The organism is Endozoicomonas sp. ALE010, from assembly GCF_049310165.1.
Lineage (GTDB): Bacteria > Pseudomonadota > Gammaproteobacteria > Pseudomonadales > Endozoicomonadaceae > Endozoicomonas.
Genome location: NZ_JBLYNV010000065.1, coordinates 1 through 18,449 on the forward strand (window position 1 = coordinate 1; position 18,449 = coordinate 18,449).

Below are 18,449 nucleotides of genomic sequence, written 5' to 3' on the forward strand. Positions count from 1 at the left end.
CGTGGGCTCGGAGATGTGTATAAGGGCCAGCTTCCCCCCTGGTCTGGGCCGCTACCAACAAGCATCTTGAGGTTGCCCTGCTGCTGGCCAGCAGGGGAGGACCCGACCCGATCGGTCTGTGCAAGCTGGGGGATCTGTTCCAGGATGGTGGCGAGGGCATTGAGGTAAATCTGCATGTAGCGGAGCGCTGGTATATGAAGGCAGCCATGCTGGGGAATGACTTAGCCATGAACAACCTGGGCCTCCTGTATAACAATGGTGGCGAGGGCTTTCCGGCAGATCTGCACAAGGCAAAATACTGGCTGCAAAAGGCGGCTGATCTGGATAACACTGTTGCCATGTACAACCTGGGCGAACTCTATGAGCAAGGTGGAGCGGACTTTCCGGTAGATCTCCGTGAGGCAGAACGATGGTACATTAAAGCGGCCAGACTGGATGATGCCATATCCATGTACAATCTGGGCTACCTGAATGAGCATGGTGGCAAGGACTTTCCGGTCAATCTGCACGAAGCTGAGCTCTGGTACTTAAAGGCGATTGAGCATGGGCATACTGGTGCCATGAACAACCTGGGCTTCCTGTATTTGGAAGGTGGCAAGGGCTTGCCAGCGAATCCGGAGCAAGGGAAGTTCCTGTTGTTCAAGGCGGCCGGGCTGGATGAAGAGTCAGCCATGTACAACCTGGGCTTACTGTATCAGCATGGTGGCGTGGGCTTTGAGGTAGATCTGCATGAAGCGGAACGATGGTATCTAAATGCAGCTGAGCTGGGGGATGTTATGGCCATGAACAACCTGGGCTACCTGTATGAGCATGGTAGCAAGGACTTTGCGGTAGATCTGTGCAAAGCGGAGCACTGGTACCTGGAAGCGGTTCGGCTGGAGTATTCTGTGGCCATGAACAACCTGGGCCTCCTGTATTTGTACGGTGGCGAGGGCTTGCCAGCGAATCCGGAGCAAGGGAAACGCTTGTTGCTCAGGGCGGTCGGGCTGGGAAACGCTTCAGCCATGAACAACCTGGGCTGCCTTTACAGGGATGGTGGCGAGGGCTTTGAGGTAGATCTGCCCCAGGCAAGAGCCTTGTTTCTCAAGGCGGCTGGGCTGGGAGATGCCTCGGCCATGAGAAACCTGAAAAAACTCCCTGAACCGCAACCCGCTAAAAAACGCGGGTTTGATGAAGCCTTTCCTGATGAACCCGACCACGCCTGCCCGGAAGGCGAATCCGGGGCTGGAGGCATAAAACGGTGTTAACGAGGGCTTCCCGACAGATCAGCTACAAGCGTTAATCACAAAGCTGCAATTATTCCCGGCACAGATGTGACCCGTTGATGATCATTGAGATTTTCAGAGCCTGGTACTGGATATTTTTGGGTTCTACCCGGTCTGAGTAACCAACCCAAACACGCAAGGGGTACCTTAGATGAACCGTGTTTCGTCCATTGCAGCAGTCATACCCACTGCCCCCCCAAACTGCCCGATCTGCCACGATGATCTCTACCGACCTGAAAATCCCGAGTTTGCGGGCAGGTACGTCGCCACAGCCAGGCCCTGCGGGCATAAATTCCACTTTAAATGCCTTGATCGCTGGAGAAAGGATCATCTTGAGTGCCCTTACGGGCGAAGGGCCATTGAGGATATGTTGTTGGAAAACCGGACCTTGCCCGGGGGCTGGCAGCAGCAGATGACCAATGCGGCAAAACAAGGCGATATCGGGATCATCCGGGTTCTGCTGAACCTGGGTGCGGACGTGGATGCGGGCCAGAGCCCGGGTAAAACACCACTGGCTCTGGCCGCTACCAATAAGCACCTCGATGTTGCTCTGCTACTGGCCGACCGGGGGGGGGCCGACCTGGTCGGTCTGAGAGAACTGGGGCGTTTGTACAGGTTTGGTGGCGAGGGCGTTCCGGTCGATCTGCGCAAAGCGGAGTGCTGGTTACTTAGGGCGGCCGTGCTGGGGGATGCTTCAGCCATGTGCCTCCTGGCTCACCTGTATCATCATGGTGGCGAGGGCTTTGGGGTAGATCTGCGTAAAGCGGAGTACTGGTACCGGGAGGCGGCTGGGAGGGGGATTGTTCTGGCCATGAGCAATCTGGGTTACCTGTATCAGTATGGTGGCGAGGGCTTTGAGGCAGATCCGGACCGGGGAACGTTCCTGTTGTTCAAGGCGGCCGGGCTGGGGAGTGTTGGAGCCATGTACAACCTTGGCAACCTGTATCACCATGGTGGCGTGGGCTTCAAGATAGATCTGCGCAAAGCGGAGCACTGGTATCTGCACGCGATCAAGCGGAGGTGCTCTGCGGCCATGAACAATTTGGCTGTCCTGTATCTGCGCGGTGGCAAAGACTTTCCGGCAAATCCGCACAAGGGAAAACGCCTGTTGCTCAAGGCGGCCGGGCTGGGTGATGCTGTCGCCATGTACTGCCTGGGCCAGCTGTATGAGTATGGTAGAACGGACTTTCCGACAGATCCCGGCAAAGCGCAGAGCTGGTACCAGAAGGCGGCTGAATTGGGGAATGCCCGGGCCATGAAAAAACTGGAAGAACTCTCTAAACCGCAACCCGCTAAAAAACGCGGGTTTGATGAAGCCTTTCCTGATGAACCCGGCCACGCCCATCCACAGGAGCCATGAATCCGGTAACCAATGCTGGCCTGTTAAAGTTCAGGCCTACTTAAACGACAATAAATTTGTATCTCTATACTTCCTGCATCCATAAAAATGTGTACGTTATGACTGTATAACCACTTTTTTTTGGATATTTTGCCCTGTTCTGGAATTCATGAAATCTATAAAGCTGTTTTTTGATATTTTCAGAACCTGTTACGGGATATTTTTGAGATCAACACAGTCAGAGTAACAATCCCAAAACGCAAGGAAGTTACCTGGCGTGAACAGCGTGCCCTTCAGTACAGCAGTTGTTGTACCCACCGAGCCCCCAACCTGCCCGATCTGCCATGATGACCTCTACTCACCCAAAAATCGGAAGTTTGTGGGCAGGCACGTCGCTATTGCCAGACCCTGCGGGCATAAGTTTCACTTTAAGTGCCTTTCCCGCTGGACAAAAGACTACGTGACCTGCCCTTACGGGCAGGAAGTCATTAAAAATATGGTGGTGAAAAACCTGCCCCTGCCCCGGGGCTGGAAGAATCAGATGGTCAACGCGGCAGAGGAGGGTGATATCAAGATCATCCAGGCCCTGCTGCAACGGGGAGCGAAGGTGGATGCGGGCCAAACTGCGGGTGAAACTCCCCTGGCCCTGGCCGTTGCCAATAAGCATCTCGATGCTGCCCTGCTGCTGGCCGGAAGGGGTGGATCCGACCCGATCGGTCTGAGAAACCTGGGGAATCTTTTCAAGGATGGTGGTGAGGGCATTGTGGTAGATCTAAGCAAAGCGGAGCACTGGTATCTCAAGGCGGCTGAGCTGGGGGATATTGCAGCCATGTGGCATCTGGGCTACCTGTATCAGTTTGGTGGCGAGGGCTTTTCGAAAGATCTGCACAAAGCTGAGAGCTGGTACCTTAAGGCAGCTGAGCTGGGGGATATTGCAGCCATGTGCAGCCTGGGCATCGTCTATGCACATGGTGGCGAGAGCTTTCCAGCCGATCTGCACAAAGCCGAGAGCTGGTACCTGAAGGCAGCTGATCTGGGGGATACTACAGCCATGAATAACCTGGCCTACCAGTATCGGCATGGTGGCAAGGACTTCGCGGCAGATTTGCGCAAATCGGAGCACTGGTACCTGAAGGCAGCTGGATTGGGGGATGCCTGCGCCATGAATAACCTGGCCCTACTGTATCTGGATGGCGGCGAGGGCTTACCGGCAGATCATCAGGATCAGGGAAAGTTCCTGTTGTTCAAGGCGGCTGGGCTTGGGGATTCCGGAGCCATGTCCAATCTGGGCTGGCACTGTTTTAAGGGTGACAAGGGCTTTGAGCAAGATCTACACCAGGCGAAATCCTGGTGGCTCAAGGCGGTTGAGCTGAGATATGTTCTAGCCATGCATCACCTGGGAAGCCTGTATCTGCATGGTGGCGAGAACTTTCCGGCAGATCTGCACCAGGCGAAAACCTTGTTGCTCAAGGTGATTGAGCTGGGAAAAGATCCAGCCATTATAGCTTCAGCCATGTACATGCTGGGTCGCCTATATCAGTATGGTGGCGAGGGCTTTAAGATAGATCTGCTTGAAGCGGAGCGCTGGTACCTGAAAGCCATTGAGCTGGGGTCTCATCTGGCCATGAGTAGCCTGGGTCATCTGTATCTGCGTGGTGGCGAAAAATTTCCGGAACATAGGTACAAGGGAAAACGACTGTTGCTCAAGGCGGCTCAGTTGAGGAGAGACCTGGACATCAAAAAACTGAAAAAAGTCTCTAAACCGCAACCCGCTAAAAAACGCGGGCTTGATGAAGCCTTTCCTGATGAAACCGGCCGCGCCCACACAGAGGGCGAATCCACGGCAGCAGACAGTAACGGGTATAAAACGATGATAGAGCAGGCTTCCCGATAGAGCCGCCAAATGCCCATGGCAGGTGACAATATTTTGTGTCCCCCGGGAGGCTGTCCAGAGTTATTTCCGGGTTATCCCGGGATCATCAAAGGAGCCATGAATCCGGTAACCAATGCTGGCCTGTTAAAGTCTGGGTCGAATTAAACGACAATGAATTTATATCTATATACCTCCTGCATCGATAAAATTGTATATGTTATAACTGTATAACCACTTTTTTTCGGATATTTTGCCCTGTTCTGGAATTCACGAAATCTATAAAGCTGTTTTTTGATATTTTCAGAACCTGTTACGGGATATTTTTGAGATCAACACAGTCAGAGTAGCAATCCCAAAAATGCAAGGGAGTTACCTGGTATGAACAGCCTTCCCTCCAGTGCAGCAGTTGTTGTACCCACCGAGCCCTCAATCTGCCCGATCTGCCATGATGGCCTCTACTCATCCACTAATCGGAAGTTTGTGGGCAGGCGTGTCGCTATTGCCAGGCCCTGCGGGCATAAGTTTCACTTTAAGTGCCTTTCCCGCTGGACCAAAGACCATCTGACCTGCCCTTACGGGCGGGAAGTCATTAACAATATTATGGTGGTGAAAAACCTGCCCCTGCCACGGGGCTGGCGGCGTCAAATGGTCAACGCGGCAAAGGAGGGTGATCTCAAGATCATCCAGGCCCTGCTGCAACGGGGGGCGAAGGTGGATGCGGGCCGAACTGTGGGTAAAACTCCCCTGGCCCGGGCCGCTGCCAATAAGCACCTCGATGTTGCTCTGCTGCTCGCCAGAAGGGGAGGATCCGACCCGATCGGACTGAACAACCTGGGGAAGCTGCTCCACGATGGTTGTGAGGGCATTCCGGTAGACCTAAGCAAAGCGGAGCACTGGTACCTCAAGGCGGCTGAGTTGGGGGATATTGCAGGCATGTGGCATCTGGGCTACCTGTATCATTATGGTGGCAAGGACTTCGCGGTAGATCTGCACAAAGCGGAGAGCTGGTACCTTAAGGCGGCTGAGCTGGGGCATATTAAAGCCATGTGCGGCCTGGGCATGGTGTATAGCGACGGTGGCGAGGGCTTTCCAGCCGATCTGCACAAAGCCGAGAGCTGGTACCTGAAGGCGGCTGAGCTGGGGCATGTTGTAGCCATGAATAATCTGGGCTACCTGTATCATTATGGTGGTGAGGACTTCGCGGTAGATCTGCGCAAAGCGGAGCGATTGTACATAGAGGCGGCTGGGCTGGGGGATGCTTGCGCCATGAGCAACCTGGGCCTGGTGTACCTGGAGGGAGGCGAGGGCTTACCGGCAGATCCGGATCGGGGAAAGCTCCTGTTGTTCAAAGCGGCTGGGCTGGGGGATATTGGAGCCATGTTTCACCTGGGTTGCTTTTATCTGGATGGCGACGAGAACTTTCCGGTAGATCTGCGCCAGGCGAAAATCTGGTTGCTCAAAGCGGCTGATCTGGGTTGCGCTGCTGCCATGTACAACCTGAGCGAGCTGTATGAGCGCAGTGGAGCGAACTTTCCGGTAGATCTGGACCAGGCGAAAGCCTGGTTGCTCAAGGCGGCTGAGTTGGGGTATGACCTGGCCATCAAAAAACTGGAAAAAGCCTTTAAACCGCAACCCGCTAAAAAACGCGGGTTTGATGAAGCCTTTCCTGATGAAACCGGCCGCGCCCACACAGTGGGCGAATCCACGGCAGCAGACTGTAAGGGTTATAAAACGATGGTAGAGAATGCTCCCCGATAGATCCACCAAATGCCCATGGCACGTCCCCGGGAGGCTGTCCCGGGTTATTTCAGGATTATCCCGGGATCATCAAAGGGGCCATGAATCCGGTAACCAATGTCGGCCTGTTAAAGTCCAGATCGACTTAAACGACAATAAATCTATATCTTTATACCTCCTGCATCCATAAAATTGTGTAAGTTATAATCGTATAACCGCCTTCTTTTCCGATATTTTGACCTTTTCTGTAATTCAAGAAATCTATAAAGCTGGTTTTTTGATATTTTCAGAACCTGTTACGGGATATTTTTGAGATCAACACAGTCAGAGTAGCAATCCCAAAAACGTAAGGGAGTTACCTGGCATGAACAGCGTTCCCTCCAGTGCAGCAGTTATTGTACCCACCGAGCCTCCAATCTGCCCGATCTGCCATGATAGCCTCTACTCATCCAAAAATCGGAAGTTTGTGGGCAGGCACGTCGCTATTGCCAGGCCCTGCGGGCATAAGTTTCACTTTAAGTGCCTTTCCCGCTGGACAAAAGACCATCTGACCTGCCCTTACGGGCGGGGAGTCATTAAACATATGGTGGTGAAAAACCTGCCCCTGCCCCGGGGCTGGCGGCGTCAGATGGTCAACGCGGCAAAGGAGGGTGATATCAAGATCATCCAGACCCTGCTGCAACGGGGGGCAAAGGTGGATGCGGGCCGGACTTCAGGAAAAACCCCCCTTGCCTGGGCCGCTGCCAATAAGCACCTCGATGCTGCCCTGCTGCTGGCCAGAAGGGGTGGATCCGACCCGATCGGTCTGAGCAACCTGGGGTGTCTTTTCCAGAATGGTGGTGAGGGCATTCCGGTAGATCTGCACAAAGCGGAGCACTGGTACCTCAAGGCGGCTGAGTTGGGGGATATTGCAGCCATGTGGCAGCTGGGCCACCTGTATCAGCATGGTGGCAAGGGCTTTCCGGTAGATCTGCACAAAGCCGAGAGCTGGTACCTTAAGGCGGCTGAGCTGGGGGATATTGCAGCCATGTGCAGACTGGGCATCGTCTTTGCAAATGGTGGCGAGGGCTTTCCAGCCGATCTGCACAAAGCCGAGAGCTGGTACCTTAAGGCGGCTGAGCTGGGGGATATTATAGCCATGAACAACCTGGGCTGCCTGTATCATAATGGTGGCAAGGACTTCGCGGTAGATCTGCGCAAAGCGGAGCACTGGTACTGTGAGGCGGCTGGATTGGGGGATGCCTGCACCATGACTAACCTGGCCATACTGTATCTGGATGGCGGCGAGGGCTTACCGGCAGATCAGGATCAGGCAAAGTTCCTGTTGTTCAAGGCGGCTGGAATGGGGGATGTTGGAGCAATGACCAGTCTGGGCTGGCAGTATTTCAAGGGTAACAATGGCTTTGAGAAAGATCTGCACCAGGCGAAATCCTGGTGGCTCAAGGCGATTGAGCTGGGATGTGCTAAAGCCATGCTTCACCTGGGTTACCTGTGTCTTCATGGTGGCGAGAACTTTCCGGCAGATCTGCACCAGGCGAAAATCTGGTTGCTCAAGGCGGTTGAGCTGGGGGAAGATCCAGCCATTGTAGCTTCAGCCATGTACCAGCTGGTTTACCTTCATCACTATGCTGACCAGGACTTTGGGTTAGATCTGCGTGAAGCGGAGCGCTTGTACCTGAAAGCCATTGAGCTGGGGTCTCCTCTGGCCATGAGTAAACTGGGTCACCTGTATCTGGGTGGTGGCAAGAACTTTCCGGCAGACCAGTACAAGGGAGAACGCCTGTTGCTCAAGGCGGCTGAGCTGGGAAATGCGCCATCCATGAACACCCTCGGCAACCGTTATGTGCTTGGTGACGTGGGCTTTGAGGCAGATCCGCACAAAGCAAAACACTTTTTCCTCAAGGCCGCTGAGCTGGGATATGTTTCAGCCATGAGCAACCTGGGCTGGTTATATCTGTATGGTCGCAAACACTTTCAGGTGGATCTGCAGCAGGCGAAGCTCTGGTTGCTCAAGGCGGCTGACCTGGGTAACGCTTGGGCCATGTTCCACCTGAGTCATCTGTATGAGCATGGTGGGGCGGACTTCCCGGTAGATCTGGACCAGGCGAAGGCCTGGTTGCTCAAGGCGGCTGAGTTGGGGAATGACCTGGCCATCAAAAAACTGGAAAAAGTCTCTAAACCACAACCAGCTAAAAAACGCGGGTTTGATAAAACCTTTACTGATGAACCCGGCCACGCCCGCCCGGAAGGAGAATCCGGGGCTGGAGGCATAAAATGATGATAGCGAGGGCTTCCGGATCAGCTACAAGCGTTAATCACAAAGCTTCAATGATTCCCGGCAGAGATGTGACCCATTGATGATCATTGAGATTTTCAGAGCCTGGTAATGGATATTTTTGGGGGCTACCCGGTCTGAGTAACGGACTTAGCAATGTAACGAAGCCCCTTACATGAACAGCGTTCCATCCAGTGCGACTGTAGCCATACCCACCGCCCCCTCAAACTGCCCGATCTGCCACGATGACCTCTACCGACCTGAAAAGCCGGAGTTTGTCGGCAGGCACGTCGCCATAGCCAGGCCCTGCGGGCATAAATTCCACCTTAACTGCCTTACCCGCTGGACAGAAGCTCATCTGAAGTGCCCCTGCGGGCGAGGGGCCATTGAGGGTGTGGTGGTAGAAAACCTGACCTTGCCCAGGGGCTGGAAGCAGCAGATGGTCAAGGCGGCAAAGAAAGGCGATATCGGGATCATCCGGGCCCTGCTGAACCGGGGTGCGGACGTGGATGCAGGCCAGAGCCCGGGCAAAACGCCACTGGCCCTGGCCGCTATCAATAAGCACCTCGATGTTGCCCTGCTGCTGGCCGACCGGGGAGGGTCCGACCCAATCGGCCTGAGAAAGCTGGGGTATCTGTACCGGCTTGGCGGCGAGGGCGTTCCAGTAGATCTGTGCAAAGCGGAGCAATGGTTCCTTAAGGCTGCTGAGCTGTGGGACGCTTCCGCCATGTACAGCCTGGGCTGCCTGTATCAGGATGGTGGCGAGGGCATTGCGGTAGATCTGCGCAAAGCGGAGCGTTGGTACTATGAGGCGGCTGGACTGGGGCATATTGCTGCCATGAACAACCTGGGTCACCTTTATCAGCATGGTCGCGAGGGCTTTAAGGCAGATCCGGACCAGGGAAAGTTCCTGTTGTTCAAGGCGGCCGGGCAGGGCTGTGTCACCGCCATGTACAACCTGGGGTGCCTCTATCAGCATGGTGGCGTGGGTTTTGAGGTAGATTTACGTGAAGCGGAGCGATGGTACATAAAGGCGATTGGACTGGGGGATCCCCGGGCCATGAATAACCTGGGTGAACTGTATCTGCGCGGTGACAGGGGCTTTGAGGCAAATCCATATCTGGGAAAGCGCCTGTTGCTCAGGGCCTCTGGGCTGGGGATTACGCAATCCATGAACATCCTCGGCAACCGTTATGCGAATGGTGGCGAAGGCTTTGAGGCAGACCCGCACAAAGCGGAACAATTGTACCGCAAAGCCGCTGAGCTGGGATATGTTTCAGCCATGAGCAACCTGGGCTGCTTATATCTGTATGGTCGCAAACGCTTTCCAGTGGATCTGCAACAGGCGAAGTTTTGGTTGCTCAAGGCGGCTGATCTGGGTAACGCTGCGGCCATGTTCCACCTGAGTCATCTGTATGAGCATGGTGGGGTGGACTTTTCGGTAGATCTGGACCAGGCGAAGGCCTGGTTGCTCAAGGCGGCTGAGTTGGGGAATGACCTGGCCATGAAAAAACTGGAAAAACTCTCTAAACCGCTACCAGCTAAAAAGCGCGGGTTTGATGAAGCCTTTCCTGATGAACCCGGCCGCGCCCACCCAGAGGGCGAATCCACTGCAGCAGACAGTAACGGGCATAAAACGATGGTAGAGAAGGCTTCCTGATAGATCCACCAAATGCCCATGGTACGTGACAATATTTTGCGTCCCCCGGGAGGCTGTCCAGAGTTATTTCCGGATTATCCCGGGACCATCAAAGGAGCCATGAATCCGATAAGGAATTGTCCCGGAATAACTTCATCATTTTATTCAGTCCGGGAAAATGTCGCCGCCCGCTTCCCGCCACCCGCTGCCCGCAAAAGCACAAGTGGTTCCAGCTTTTCGGGAAGCGGGCGGCGGGTAGCGGGTAGCGACTGTAGAAATGTCGAAGTTATTTCAGGACAGCTCCTAACCAATGCTGGCCTGTTAAAGTTCACGTCGATTTAAACGACAATAAATTTGTATCTCTATACTTCCTGCATCCATAAAATTGTGTACGTTATAACCGTATAAACGCCTTATTTTCGGATATTTTGACCTGTTCTGGAATTCATGAAATATATAAAGCTGTTTTTTGATATTTTTAGATCCTGGTACGGGATATTTTTGAGATCAACACAGTCAGAGTAACAATCCCAAAAACATAAGGAAGTTACCTGGCGTGAACAGCGTGCCCTCCAGTACAGCAGTTGTTGTACCCACCGAGCCCCCAACCTGCCCGATCTGCCATGATGACCTCTACTCACCCAAAAATCGGAAGTTTGTGGGCAGGCGCGTCGCTATTGCCAGACCCTGTGGGCATAAGTTTCACTTTAAGTGCCTTTCCCGCTGGACAAAAGACCACGTGACCTGCCCTTACGAGCGGAAAGTCATTAAAAATATGGTGGTGAAAAACCTGCACCTGCCCCGGGGCTGGAAGAACAAGATGGTCAACGCGGCAGAGGAGGGTGATATCAAGATCCTCCAGGCCCTGCTGCAACGGGGGGCAAAGGTGGATGCGGGCCAAACTGCGGGTGAAACTCCCCTGGCCCTGGCCGTTGACAATAAGCATCTCAATGCTGCCCTGCTGCTGGCCGGAAGGGGAGGATCGGACCCGATCGGTCTGAGCAACCTGGGAAGACTGTTCAATGATGGTGGTGAGGGCATTCCGGTAGATCTGCACAAAGCGGAGCATTGGTATCTCAAGGCGGCTGAGTTGGGGGATGTTGAAGCCATGTGGCATCTGGGCTACCTGTATCAGTTTGGTGGCGAGGGCTTGTCGATAGATCTGCATAAAGCCGTGAGCTGGTATCTTAAGGCGGCTGAGCTGGGGGATATTGAAGCCATGTGCAGCCTGGGCATCGTGTATGCAAATGGTGGTGAGGGCTTTCCAGCCGATCCGCACAAAGCCGAGAGCTGGTACCTTAAGTCGGCTGAGCTGGGGGATACTACAGCCATGAATAACCTGGCCTGCCTGTATCAAGACGGTGGCAAGGACTTCGCGGTAGATCTGGGCAAATCGGAGCACTGGTACCTGAAGGCGGTTGGATTGGGGGATGTCTGCGCCATGAATAACCTGGCACTACTGTATCTGGATGGCGGCGAGGGCTTACCGGCAGATCATCAGGATCGGGGAAAGTCCCGGTTGTTCAAGGCGGCTGAGTTGGGGGATCTTGGAGCCATGACCAACTTGGGGTGCCAGTATTTCCACGGTGAGGATGGCTTTGAGAAAGATCTGCACCAGGCGAAATCCTGGTGGCTCAAGGCGGGTGAGCTGGGATATGTTGAAGCGATGCATCACCTGAGTTACCTGTATCTGCATGGTGGCGAGAACTTTCCGGCAGATCTGCATCAGGCGAAAATCTGGTTGCTCAAGGTGGTTGAGCCGGGAAAAGATCCAGCCAATATAGCTTCAGCCATGTACATGCTGGGCCGCCTATATCATTTTGGTGGCGCGGGCTTTGAGGTAGATCTGCATGAAGCGGAGCGATGGTACCTGAAGGCGGCTGGGCTGGGGGATGTTTTAGCCATGTACAACCTGGGTCGCCTATATCAGTATGGTGGCGAGGGCTTTAAGATAGATCTGCGTGAAGCAGAGCGATGGTACCTGAAAGCCATTGAGCTGGGGTCTCCTCTGGCCATGAGTAGGCTGGGTCACCTGTATCTGCGTGGTGGCGAAAAATTTCCGGAACATAGGTACGAGGGAAAACGACTGTTGCTCAAGGCTGCTCAACTGAGGAGAGACCTGGCCATCAAAAATCGGGAAAAAGCCTCTAAACCGCAACTCGCAAAAAAACGCGGACTTGATGAAGCCTTTCCTGAAGAACCCGGCCGCGCCCACCCAGAGGGCGAATCCACGGCAGCAGACTGTAAGGCATAAAATGATGGTAGAGCAGGCTTCCCGACAGATCCGCCAAATGCCCATGGCAGGTGACAATATTTTGCGTCCCACGGGAGCGAAAAAAGGTTCAGCAAAATATGTTTCACGACAATGAATATATATCTATACCTCCTGCATCGATAAAATTGTGTGCGTTATAACCGTATAACCACCTTCTTTTCCCATATTTTGATCTGTTCTGGAATTCAGGAAATCCACAAAGCTGGTTTTTTGATATTTTCAGAACCTGGTACGGGATATTTTTGAGATCAACACAGTCAGAGTAGCAATCCCAAAAAGTAAGGAAGTTACCTGGCGTGAACAGCATTCCCTCCAGTGCAGCAGTTGTTGTGCCCACCGAGCCCACAATCTGCTCGATCTGCCATGATGACCTCTACTCATCCACCAATCAGAAGTTTGTGGGCAGGTGCGTCGCTATTGCCAGGCCCTGCAGGCATAAGTTTCACTTTAAGTGCCTTTCCAGCTGGACAAAAGGCCATGTGACCTGCCCTTACGGGCGGGAAGTCATTCAAAATATGGTGGTGAAAAACCTGCCTCTGCCCCGGGACTGGCGGCATCAGATGGTCAACGCGGCAAAGAAGGGTGATATCAAGATCATCCAGGCCCTGCTGCAACGGGGGGTGGAGGTGGATGCGGGCCGAGCGGCGGGTAAAACGCCCCTGGCCATGGCCGTTGCCAATAAGCACCTCGATGCGGCCCTGCTGCTGGCCAGAAGGGGAGGATCCGACCCGATCGGTCTGAGAAACCTGGGGGAGCTTTTCCAGAATGGTGGTGAGGGCATTCCGGTAGATCTGCACAAAGCGGAGCAATGGTATATCAAGGCCGCTGAGTTGGGGGATATTGCCGCCATGTGGCATCTGGGCTACCTGTATCAGTTTGGTGGCGAGGGCTTTTCGATAGATCTGCACAAAGCCCAGAGCTGGTACCTTAAGGCGGCTGAGCTGGGGGATATTGCAGCCATGTACAGCCTGGGCATCGTGTATACAAATGGTGGCAAGGGCTTTGAGATAGATCTGCACAAAGCCCAGAGCTGGTACCTTAAGGCGGCTGAGCTGGGGGATACTTCAGCCATGAATAACCTGGCCTACCAGTATGAGCATGGTGGCAAGGACTTCGCGGCAGATCTGTGCAAAGCGGAGCACTGGTACCTGGAAGCGGCCGGATTGGGGGATGCCTGCGCCATGAATAACCTGGCCCTACTGTATCTGGGTGGCGGCGAGGGCTTACCGGCAGATCATCAGGATCAGGGAAAGTTCCTGTTGCTCAAGGCGGCTGGAATGGGGGATGTTGGAGCCATGACCAACCTGGGCTGCCAGTATTACGAGGGTGACAATGGCTTTGAGAAAGATCTGCACCAGGCGAAATCCTGGTGGCTCAAAGCGGTTGAGCTGGAAGGTGTCAGGGCCATGTTTAACCTGGGTTACCTGTATCTTTATGGCGGCGAGGGCTTTGAGGCAGATCTGCACCAGGCGAAAATCTGGTTGCTCAAGGTGGTTGAGCGGGGGAAAGATCCAGCCATTATAGCTTCAGCCATGTACCTGCTGGGCTACCTTCATCACTATGCTGACGGGGGCTTTGGGGTAGATCTGCGTGAAGCGGAGCGGTGGTACCTGAAGGCGGCCATGCTGGGCGATGATTCCGCCATGAACAAGCTGGGTGGCCTTTATCTGTATGGTGACGAGGGCTTTGAGATAGATCTGGACCAGGCGATCCCCTGGTTGCTCAGGGCGTCTGAGCGGGGTAATGCTTCAGCCATGAACAAACTGGGCACTCTGTTTGAGCTAGGTAGCAAGGGCTTTGTGGCAAATCTGTATGAAGCGGAGCGCTGGTACCGTATGGCAGCCAGGCTGGGGCATGCCAAGGCTATGAAAAACCTGAGGAACCTCAAAAGCAGTGTGGAGGTAGCTTCCTGATAGATCCGCCAAAAGCCTTTGCGTATTCAGAGTACATTCAGGCAGAGGATGAATCAGGAAGATTATATCGGCCGGGTTATTTTTTCGGCTTATTGGAGAACAGCCTGTCCAGGGTCATTTTAGGGTCAGCAAAGGAGCCATGAATCCGGTAACGGATGCTGGCCAGCTGATCCACCTGTTTGCCCACCAGTCTGTCCGCAATGTAAATAATACCCGCCACCTGGGGAGCAGTGCCCAGCAGTACGCTGAGAATCGGCAGATTGGATGACACAGGCAGGGTAACCACCAGACTCAGATCCAGCTGTTCGGTGTTGGTATCGATAGTGCCATCCAGTTTGAAGTCGGAAGACGGTCCTTCGATCACCATGGGTGAATTGAAGGTAATCAGTCCCCGGTTAAAGTTCAGGCTGCCCTTGATTTGATCAAAACTGATACCGGACGAGTAGAGATCGGAAAAGTCCAGCTTTATCCTTCTGGTCAGTGCTTCGGTATTAAAAATACCAAATAATTTAAGTGCTTCCGACGAGCCATTATCGACTTTGCGCAGCCGCCCCTTCTTCAGCAGCAAATCGATCCGGCCTTTCATGGTGGCAATCGAACCTCCAAGAGGCGATCCATCCCAGTTCAGGCTGGCCTCGAAACGGCTTTCCCTGGCCTCAAGAAAACCTGAAGAGCCCAGGGCTTTCTGCAATGCTGTGATGTCCGTGCCCTTAAGTTCTCCCTGAACCCAGCTGCGCTGTTCACCGTCCGTCAGCACCCAGTCTGCCAGACCATTCAGCGACATACCCGACAGCTCACCGGTAATATGATCGATCTTGACACCGTTGGGTCCATGACGAAGTTTAAAACCGATGCTTGCAGGCGTTCGGCCGCCAACCTGAATATGGTTGATGTTCACATCAAGATTGGGCAACGTTGCCGGATTGATGTCCGCCAGGCTGTCCCCGGATTCTGAAGGACTATCTCCGGAAGCGGTTTCAGAAGCAGGCTCTGGCAGATGTACACGGTCAATATAAAGAGACCACGGTGCAGTTTGCTGGTCAGGAATCCATAAATCACCTTTCAGTGTCTGTCCATCAACGGCCAGTTTCATACCTTTTCTGTCAGACTGTGACCTCTGATTCTGAACCGCCTGCTGAAGTGAAACCGATATATCCGGCCAGAGATAATCCCCATACTTCAGTGAACCGAGGCGAACATTGTCAAGGGCCAGGCGTGAGGCCAACTGTTGCTCGACAGGACTACCGGGCTGCCCTTCAAAGCGAGCCTTCCAGGGACCGAGATCCAGTTCCGGCAAAGCACCGGTCACCAGAAATTGATTCCCTGAAGGCCAGGCAGCAGAGCCTGTACCAGGGTGGGAAGCATCGTCACCCAGTGTCATCAGGGCAGACTCCGGGGAAAACTCCGGCGTCATTCTCATGTCCAGCCGCCCCAGTTTGCCCAGCGTCACACCCAGCAGCTGGTGACCTGCTTTGTTGGTCAGAGAAAACGTCAGGGGTAGCGGTGTATCCGCCGTTTTACCCACCGGCGCTGGCAGCTCAACATTAACTCCAAGCAGTTCACTGCCGACCATGAGTTCCGTGTTATTGTCGTCTAATCCCAGGGATAAGCTGGCGCGATAATCCGTTTCTCCCTCCAGCAAACTGAGCCAATCCAGCTTCAGCCAGTCCTGAAGTGAAGACACTGAGGCTCTGCCTGACCAGACAATATCGGTGGAAACGGGTTGTTGATTCTGTACCATCGAACGTATCTGAAATTGAGCCGGCTGATCAAACAGTTGACCAGATAACTGTCGTGCAGTAAGTCCACGGTCAGTGCTGTAGGAGAGATCACCGGCAATGCCTTTTGCGGCAATCCCCACCTCAGGAATCCCGAAGGTAAATGATTCCACAGCGCCACGGATATCCACTTCAGAACGGCCCGGGTCATCCAGAGGAAGTGTCAAATCAAGTCCGGCATCCAGCTGCCCCTGCAACGTCCATTGCTCTGCTGCACCCTTCATCCAGTCATTAACGGGTGTCCGGGTAAGAAAGTGCTGCAGAGTCTCGCCACTGGCATTCAGCTGACTGCTGATCCTGAGTATTGATGTCCCGTCCAGCGGCACTCGCGCGACTATACCATCCAGTTGGCCACCCGCTGACTCTGCCTGCTGGCCCTGTACTTCCACCCGGTCATCGTTAACATAAACCTGCCCGGCCAGGCCGGTAATCACAGGCCAGTCAGGCGCGTAGTCCAGCTCGCCATTCTGGAGATCAAAAAAAAGTCCCCATCGGGAATCCTGCGGGCCGATATCTCCACGCTTACCACCAGATAGAGCACCGTTATAAATAAACCCGCCCCCTAAGATATCTGCCTTGCGGATGGCGGTATCCAGCCAGTGCACCAGACCGCTGTTCATGGGCCGCAAGGCTGGCAGGTATTTGCCCGTATAGCGGGCATCACCATTGCTCATGCCCACCGTCAATGCCATATCCAGGGTGTCACCTTCATGCCATTTCAGCGGGATATCAAGCCTGAGCTTGCCTTTCAGATCACCTTCAGCCCCCACCAGGGCGATGTCATCCGACTTCAAAATATAAAAGTCATCAATAACATCCCAGTAAAGGCGTGCTTTGGCAGTAGCAAATGTCCAGGTCTCCCGGAACAGTTTGGGAAAGCCCAGCTGGAAGTTCCGGGTATCCAGGTCAAGATAGCCCTGCAGCAGGTTCATCCTTAACTGACCACTGACATTGCCCCCGGAAGGAGCGCCATGCCAGGCAGCCACCGACACATTGTCAAGCCGGGCACTCAAGTCGAAATCAAACGGTTGACGGGATGGGTAAAAACGGATGGCCAGATCCTTCAACTGGCCAATGGGATTCAGGGTATTCACCAGATCAGCCACCGGTTCCGGAAGCGCATCGGTATCCAGTAACCATCGTTTCAGCAGATCCAGATCCAGGTTTTCGGTCGCTACGGTTACCGTATATTCTTCAGCACGGCCACCGGCCAGATACCAGCTGTTTTCCCACTGATAAACCGTCCCGTTATGCAGGCGGTTCTCCAGATTGAGGCCATTCAGCCAGATCTGCCAGCTGGATTCTGACAACGGCTCCCGGGACAAAACGCCCCGCATAAATACATGGGTCTGCCCGGAAAGATGGTTCAACGCGCCAGTGTTATCCCGATACGTTACATCAGGAGAAGCGACCTCTCCCTGTACTTGCCAGGCCCCATCATCATAAAGCCACCGGGTCTCCAACTGTACCACTGCTGACAGCACATCATCATAACAACCAGACCACAGGACACAGAGCTGCTCAGCATCAAGATCACTGGCGACGGCCACTCCCTGCCACCGGGAAAACTGACCAGGGCCGACGATGCCAGAGCCATCGATGGCAAGATAACCAGCACCCGCCTCAAGACGGACCGACAGATTTTTCTGGTCACCATCCGTCATGACCGTCAAATGCTGGCCACGAATATCACTGCCCTCACCATTGGCTTTGCGCATATTCAGGCGGATATCACGAATATCCACCTTCTTTTGCAGGGCAAGCCATTCCAGTGCAGAACTTTGTTGATATTCAGGAGCCTGTAATGATGACCCGGCAACCCGTTGAATACCGGATAGCGCCCACTGGGCACCATCGCCACGGACCAGCGCAACATTGACGCCATTGATTTCCAGGGATGAAAATACCGGCGTCCAGTGTAACAGTGACTCCTTCAGGCTCAATTCCAAAGCCAGCTGCGAGATACTGAACCCGGCCTGATCTGCCTCTTTACCTTTAAGCGTCAACCCTTGCATGGATAACCATGGCTCGCCATCATTCCATTGCGCCGACATGGACTCAATTTGCAGGTCAGCCTGTAAACGGTCGCTGAGAAAACCTGAAAGCTGAGGCAGCAGAACCGGTAGGGCACTGAACATCAGTCGCCCGAGTCCTACTACAATGACCAGAATGGTTAACCCGGTCAGTAGCAGCCGCCAACTCCATTTCATCAAACTATTCAGTAGACGGAGACTGCCAGATGGTGTTTTTTCACCATCTGCCTCATGAATAAACGGAGCACTCCGCCTGAGGCTGTTTACCATCCGCTTCAACAACCGAGTTCCCGCCCTGACAAACCATTGGACAACTGACCAT

Annotated in this window: 9 protein-coding genes; 8 read left to right on the forward strand and 1 reads right to left on the reverse strand. The window is 53.9% G+C overall.

Annotated elements, in window-relative coordinates; translation table 11 throughout:
• Positions 1-125: 125 nt before the first annotated feature.
• From ACO6UY_RS20280 to ACO6UY_RS20315, 8 genes are all read left to right on the forward strand, one after another.
• On the forward strand, positions 126-1,247 hold the full coding sequence (locus ACO6UY_RS20280) for a tetratricopeptide repeat protein (RefSeq protein ID WP_422491026.1): 1,122 nt from the start codon (positions 126-128) through the stop codon (positions 1,245-1,247).
• Between the two features lie 169 nt (positions 1,248-1,416).
• Positions 1,417-2,625: an RING finger domain-containing protein gene (locus ACO6UY_RS20285; protein WP_422449222.1), complete on the forward strand. Its 1,209-nt coding sequence runs from the start codon at positions 1,417-1,419 to the stop codon at positions 2,623-2,625.
• A gap of 256 nt (positions 2,626-2,881) precedes the next feature.
• On the forward strand, positions 2,882-4,498 hold the full coding sequence (locus tag ACO6UY_RS20290; RefSeq protein ID WP_422491012.1) for an RING finger domain-containing protein: 1,617 nt from the start codon (positions 2,882-2,884) through the stop codon (positions 4,496-4,498).
• A 357-nt stretch (positions 4,499-4,855) separates the two neighbouring features.
• Entirely contained in the window at positions 4,856-6,235 is a 1,380-nt protein-coding gene (locus ACO6UY_RS20295) for an RING finger domain-containing protein (RefSeq protein ID WP_422449226.1), read from the forward strand.
• 343 nt (positions 6,236-6,578) lie between these two features.
• Positions 6,579-8,492 carry an RING finger domain-containing protein gene (locus ACO6UY_RS20300; RefSeq protein WP_422449228.1) on the forward strand — a complete coding sequence of 638 codons (1,914 nt, stop codon included), beginning with the start codon at positions 6,579-6,581 and terminating at the stop codon, positions 8,490-8,492.
• Between the two features lie 172 nt (positions 8,493-8,664).
• Positions 8,665-10,149: an ankyrin repeat domain-containing protein gene (locus tag ACO6UY_RS20305; RefSeq protein WP_422449230.1), complete on the forward strand. Its 1,485-nt coding sequence runs from the start codon at positions 8,665-8,667 to the stop codon at positions 10,147-10,149.
• Positions 10,150-10,684: 535 nt separating this feature from the next.
• Positions 10,685-12,382: an RING finger domain-containing protein gene (locus ACO6UY_RS20310; RefSeq protein WP_422467740.1), complete on the forward strand. Its 1,698-nt coding sequence runs from the start codon at positions 10,685-10,687 to the stop codon at positions 12,380-12,382.
• 317 nt (positions 12,383-12,699) lie between these two features.
• Positions 12,700-14,316 carry an RING finger domain-containing protein gene (locus ACO6UY_RS20315; RefSeq protein ID WP_422449234.1) on the forward strand — a complete coding sequence of 539 codons (1,617 nt, stop codon included), beginning with the start codon at positions 12,700-12,702 and terminating at the stop codon, positions 14,314-14,316.
• A gap of 76 nt (positions 14,317-14,392) precedes the next feature.
• On the opposite strand, the gene ACO6UY_RS20320 is transcribed toward ACO6UY_RS20315, so the two are convergent.
• Positions 14,393-18,304, reverse strand: coding sequence for a YhdP family protein (locus ACO6UY_RS20320; protein ID WP_422491013.1), 3,912 nt, complete (start codon positions 18,302-18,304; stop codon positions 14,393-14,395).
• Between the last annotated feature and the right edge of the window lie 145 nt (positions 18,305-18,449).

Excerpts from the sequence above, each read along its gene's own strand:
- ACO6UY_RS20285 (WP_422449222.1), top strand. The coding sequence starts at position 1,417 with ATGAACCGTGTTTCGTCCATTGCAGCAGTCATACCCACTGCCCCCCCA.
- ACO6UY_RS20295 (WP_422449226.1), top strand. The coding sequence starts at position 4,856 with ATGAACAGCCTTCCCTCCAGTGCAGCAGTTGTTGTACCCACCGAGCCC.
- ACO6UY_RS20300 (WP_422449228.1), top strand. The coding sequence starts at position 6,579 with ATGAACAGCGTTCCCTCCAGTGCAGCAGTTATTGTACCCACCGAGCCT.
- ACO6UY_RS20305 (WP_422449230.1), top strand. The coding sequence starts at position 8,665 with ATGAACAGCGTTCCATCCAGTGCGACTGTAGCCATACCCACCGCCCCC.
- ACO6UY_RS20320 (WP_422491013.1), bottom strand. The coding sequence starts at position 18,304 with ATGAAATGGAGTTGGCGGCTGCTACTGACCGGGTTAACCATTCTGGTC.